Raw genomic sequence first — 5521 nt, forward strand, 5'->3', positions numbered from 1 at the left:
GCTGAAAGAGTAATAGAATTTCCTAATCTTCCTAAGATTGATTATTGTGTTCTTGATGAGTTTTATAAAATAAGTTCCTATAGAGATGATGAACGATCTGATGTCTTAAACATTGCTATAAAAAAAATTTTGGCTAAACGAGATACAGCATTTTATTTTATTGGGCCAAATATTGATAAAATTTCTAGTGGTTTTGAGAAAAAATACAATGCTAAATTTATTAAGACAAATTATTCTCTTGTAGATGCACAAGTCGAATTAGTAAACATCAATTACAAAAATGATGGGAAGCGCAAACAAGAACTGGAAAGAGAAGAAAAACTTTTTGAACTTTTATACTGTAAAAAAAATGAACAATCCATTGTATATACATCGTCACCTGATAGAGCATTTAGGTTGGCTACAAAGTACTATGAATTTTTAAAACTAAATAACTATCTGGAAGAAGAAGAGTTACTACCAATAAATGAATGGATTTCTGAAAATATCAATAGTAATTGGAGTTACAATAGGCTGTTATTACAAAAAATAGGTGTTCATTCTGGAACTATTCCCAAGCACTTAACACACTCCATAATTCAATATTTTAATTATAAGAAGTTAAATGTATTATTCTGCACCTCTACTATCATAGAAGGCGTAAATACCTCAGCAAAAAATGTATTTATTTTTGATAAAAAGAAAGGTCCAAATGAAATAGACTATTTCGATTTTTCTAATATAAAGGGTAGAGCAGGTAGATTATTAGAGCACTATACAGGTAAAGTTTATGTTTTTCATGAAATTCCTCAAAAGACTGAAATAGAGTTAGATATGCCATTCTATGATCAAGAAAAAATATCTGATGAAATATTAATAAACTTTGATAAAGAAGAATTACTTCCCAAAAATATAAAGAGGTATGAAGAACTAATAGAGTATGATAAAGAATTTTTGCCAATAATAAAGAAAAACGCTGTTTCTGTAGAAGGACAAAAGAAAATTATTAATGATTTATATGAAAAGATACAGACACAACCAGAGTTAATTTTATGGACTGGAAAGCCTTCTTTCAAGGCTATTAAATATATATTGGGTATTTGTTGGGATAATTTATTAAAAGAAACTGAGACTACAAGACCAATGACTCGGAATAAATTGCCAGTTGTTGCGTTTAAATATCTCAATAGTTCTTCGTTTAACGAAATTTTACGGCAAGAATATATATATATAAAAGAGCAAAATCCGAATTGGCAAACTCAAAAAATACTAGATCAAACTATTAGTAATTGTTATCGAGAACAAAGACATTGGATTTCATATAAAGTTCCTAAATGGCTTGATGTTGTTAATTCATTGCAAAAAGAAATATGTAAAATTAAGAATATTTCGAATGTAGGAGATTATTCTTATGCTTCATCTCAACTTGAAAATGAAGGCGTTGATGGAAATTATTCGATTTTACTGGATATGGGTGTCCCTGCGAGTGCAATAAAAAAAATGGTACCAATGTTATCTGAAGCATTATCATTAAAAGAAGTCGTAAATATATCAAAAAAAATTGCTAACTCGTCTAATAGTAATTTATTACAATATGAAAAAGAAAAACTAAGAAGTCTATAAAATCTTATCTATTAAAAATTGAGATTTCACTAGTACTGAATAAAAATTCATGAAGGAGAAAATATGTTAAACATAGAAAAGTTAATAAAATATGAATATATACCAAATGAATTGCCTCCTAGTTTTAATTCAGACTTATTATCGGAACATATAGAAACTATTATTGAGAAATTTGATTATGAAAAAGTAAAACCGTCAAAACCACTAATTTTTAATGGGTTTAAAACTGTATCTTCAAGAAGACGATTTGCAATTCCAAATCCATATCAATATATTAATGCTACAAATATATTAGTTGAGAATCAAACTGAGCTATTTCAAATTTTTGATAAAACCACTAATTCGTTAACAGCGCCTTCTAACCAGAGTACCAGTCATGGTAAAGCATATGATAGAAAGGTTACTAATTTTTCTGAGGTAAAGAAAGAAGTAAAAAAATTGTATAAGGATAATTTGTTTGGTTTAAAATTAGATATCCAATTTTTTTTTGATAGTATATATACCCATAGCATTTCTTGGGCTATCCACAGCAAGAAATTATCAAAATCAAATATTAAGAATTTTGAGTTGTTGGGAAATAAAATTGATAAAAGTATTCAATTATTGAATGATTTACAAACGAACGGAATATTAGTTGGAAATGCTGTATCAAGAATAGTCTCAGAAATCTTACTTTGTTCTGTTGATTACGAAATAAAAAAAAGAGATATTAAAATTGACTATTTGCGATATGTAGACGATTATTTTATCTTTACAAAAGACAGAGCCCAGATCGAATCCATAATTTCTATTTTTAGAGAAGAGCTGGATAAATACGAGTTGGTTTTAAATGAGAATAAGATTGAAATAATTGAAAGTCCGTTTGTATATGGAAAATCATGGGTTGAAGAGATAAAAATTTACTCATCAATAAATATTGAGAAATTACTTGAAAAATCAATTATTGAGTATCACAAATATAAGGATATATCAATAATTAAATACGTATTAAAAATTATAAGAACAAATTCATTTACAAAAGATGAGTGGGATTCTATTGAACCTATATTGTTCAACCTATTGATAAAGTTTCCAATCCTTACAAAAAATTTAGTAATCATTCTGAAAAACAATTTTTCTTTTGTAAGAAAGACACAGCTAAAAAGAATTTTATATTCTGTTATTGATAATCATCTTCACCTGAGAAGTGACGAAGAAATAATTTGGATAATTTGGATGTTCAAATCGTTAGGACTTTCTATGTCAATAGATTATATAAAAAAAATACTAAGATCTGAAAATTGGATAGCTATTATTATTTTGCTGGATATATTGGCTGAGAGAAAAAAAGAAATCGGTATTAAACGAGAATTATCAAAATTTAGAGAAAAATTCAAAGAAGAATACTTTGTTGGAGATGCTGAAGAAAATATGAATAGTGAAGTTTGGCTTATAGCGTATGAAATAGACTTTCATAGATGGTTAAACACTGGTGGAAATGAAAATGAAAAATTTGTTGAAGCTCGAAAAAGCCCTTTTTTTAAAGAGCTAAGAAAAAGAAATATTTCTTTTTATGATTCAAATTATCAGTATGAAATAATTGCTCAAGGTATTTTGCAAAATAACACTTATGTAACAAGAAAAGAACTTGTTAATATTTTAAACGAATTAGAAAAAGATCAAGAACTAACCGATGAAGAAATAGAAGAAATTATAATTTCTTCTATAGATATAGATGAAAATGACTATTAGAAAAAAACGAAAAACTGAGAATAAATTAATTGACAAAAGATGTAGGATAAAAATAAAAAGACAGGCCTCAAAGCCTATCCATATTTTGCTCCCAATAACACATCAAAATTGACCAGATTTTGACTATCCTAATTTGTTAATCATTGATAAATATTGAGTCTCTGAAATACTATAAGAATTCTTAAAAACTTGGTTTGATAGTTAAAAACACTGGTTGAAAAGCTGATTCCGATATGGAAGGGTCTGTGGGATAATTGGGGTACACCATTGCTTTCAGAGCTTTACTAACTAGTATGTTACTGTTTTCCATTAATTAATGAAAAAGGAGTACTCTTAGGAGTGCTCCTTTTTGCCGTTTTTATTTGTAAAAAAAGTGTGAGCAGAATGTAAATCTGCATAGAAAAACCACACTATGTCTATTTTCCTCAACTTATCTGGAACTCAAACAAATGAATTGGCTTGATCGTCTAACAAACAGAAGAAAATACCAACTATGAGATAAAAAAAGATCAACAAAAGTTGATCTTACTTACTCTTTATAATGAATACTTCCATCTGGCTCTAATCTTGGTGTAAGTGCAACACTTTTTCCACTAGCACCTGTAACTATCGTTTGAATATACTGCACTTGTGTCTCAGGATCGGTAATAATAAAGATTTCATTGGTGCTCTTTTTTAGACTTTTTCAACTGTAAACTCTGTATTGGTGGTCATGCAATCACTCCTTTTAAATTCAGTATCAATAAAGGTATCAAACTCAAAAACTATTTTTTAAGTAAAAAAGGCAACTCAAGAGTTCTCCTTTTTCCGATATATTCTGTTTATTTCTTCCTGTCTATGCCATAAGTAGCGAAAGCAGGGAGAAAGAGGACTGCCAAGAATATACCTACCCATTTGAATACTTTAGGAACTTTACTCAATAAAAAACGCCTCCTTGATAACAATGATCATAGACTGAAATAGTTATTAGACGTGTTCAAAAAATAAAGAAAAGACCATTTTTGCAAGAAAGGAACCAGCGACAAAAGCAAGCGCAATCAACAAAATTTTCCATAGACTTAACCGAGTACTATTCTTTTTCATCTAATTACCTCTAGAAAAAGAATACCACGATAAATAAATAATATCAAAAGTAAATGGTACTAAAAAAACAAACATCCAATTTATTGAAATAAAAAAATAGCTAAACGAGTAGTAGGTAAAAGGCAGTATGCTAATGCGAGGTCATGATCATCCATGTGATACCGTATTGATCTTCAACCATACCATAGAGCGAGGACCAGAATACTGGTACAAGGGGATCAATCACTTTTCCGTCTATCGAGAGGCTATTAAAAATAGTAGTAACTTCATCTGCAGATTCTTTTACAAGACAAAAGGAGAAAAAATCATTTTCTGGTCTATTTAGTCTGCCGTCTGTCATCATGATTCTCTGTCCGTCGATGATGATTTCTGAGTCCATAACGAAATCATCAGGCATCTCAGAATCTAAACCTGAATCTATCGGGGCTTCACTCGCATAAACGATGGACTTAATTTGAGCGTCTAACGTCTCTTGATAAAATTTTATTGCATTTTCACAATTTCCTTGAAAACTTATAGCTGGGATAAGCATACAAAAATTCTCCTTTTTACTGATAGTATCACAAAGAAGTTACTCGCTTCTTTCAGTTTTTTCGTAGGAATCGGAAAATTTTGAATTGGTTATCCAAAAAAGGAGCAGAATACGTCGCTGCAATTAAATGACAAAATAATGTCTTGGAAAAATCTCAGTAGGTTTTTCTACGTTATATTTGATGGTCATTGTATTGCCCACACCATATCTCATTGGAACAGGAATACTATTTTCTGAGATATAATATTTTCCATCAATGAAGTAGCTAAAAGTTGCAAGTTTTGAATTGCGAAAATCCATCAGATTGGGAAGAACAGTAGTGAATGCGACAATATTTCCCACGACTTCCTTTTTTTCAATTTTACCCATAGCTAATCACGCTCCTACTATAATTTTTATAGTGACAATTATAACATGCAGGAGTGTGCACTAGGTGACATTATTTTTGTCAATTTTAAAATACAGGTCAATAAAAAAGAATAATTTATATTATTGTATGAAAATATGATTAATAATTGCGGATGAATTTACATGCATAGATCATAAATAATTTTACTCTATTGTATATTTTAA

Annotated in this window: 4 protein-coding genes; 2 read left to right on the forward strand and 2 right to left on the reverse strand. The window is 29.2% G+C overall.

Translation table 11 applies throughout. From position 1 onward, the window contains the following. Both A5877_RS11480 and A5877_RS11485 read left to right on the forward strand, forming a co-directional pair. Positions 1-1602: helicase-related protein (locus A5877_RS11480; protein WP_086316861.1), on the forward strand; the 1602-nt coding region annotated here is incomplete at its 5' end. 63 nt (positions 1603-1665) lie between these two features. Beyond that, positions 1666-3333 carry an RNA-directed DNA polymerase gene (locus tag A5877_RS11485; protein WP_086316862.1) on the forward strand — a complete coding sequence of 556 codons (1668 nt, stop codon included), beginning with the start codon at positions 1666-1668 and terminating at the stop codon, positions 3331-3333. A gap of 1213 nt (positions 3334-4546) precedes the next feature. On the opposite strand, the gene A5877_RS11495 is transcribed toward A5877_RS11485, so the two are convergent. Continuing rightward, on the reverse strand, positions 4547-4948 hold the full coding sequence (locus A5877_RS11495) for a VOC family protein (RefSeq protein ID WP_086316863.1): 402 nt from the start codon (positions 4946-4948) through the stop codon (positions 4547-4549). Between the two features lie 123 nt (positions 4949-5071). After that, on the reverse strand, positions 5072-5317 hold the full coding sequence (locus A5877_RS11500) for a hypothetical protein (RefSeq protein ID WP_086316864.1): 246 nt from the start codon (positions 5315-5317) through the stop codon (positions 5072-5074). Between the last annotated feature and the right edge of the window lie 204 nt (positions 5318-5521).

This window comes from Enterococcus sp. 3C7_DIV0644, assembly GCF_002141235.1.
Lineage (GTDB): Bacteria > Bacillota > Bacilli > Lactobacillales > Enterococcaceae > Enterococcus_D > Enterococcus_D entomosocium.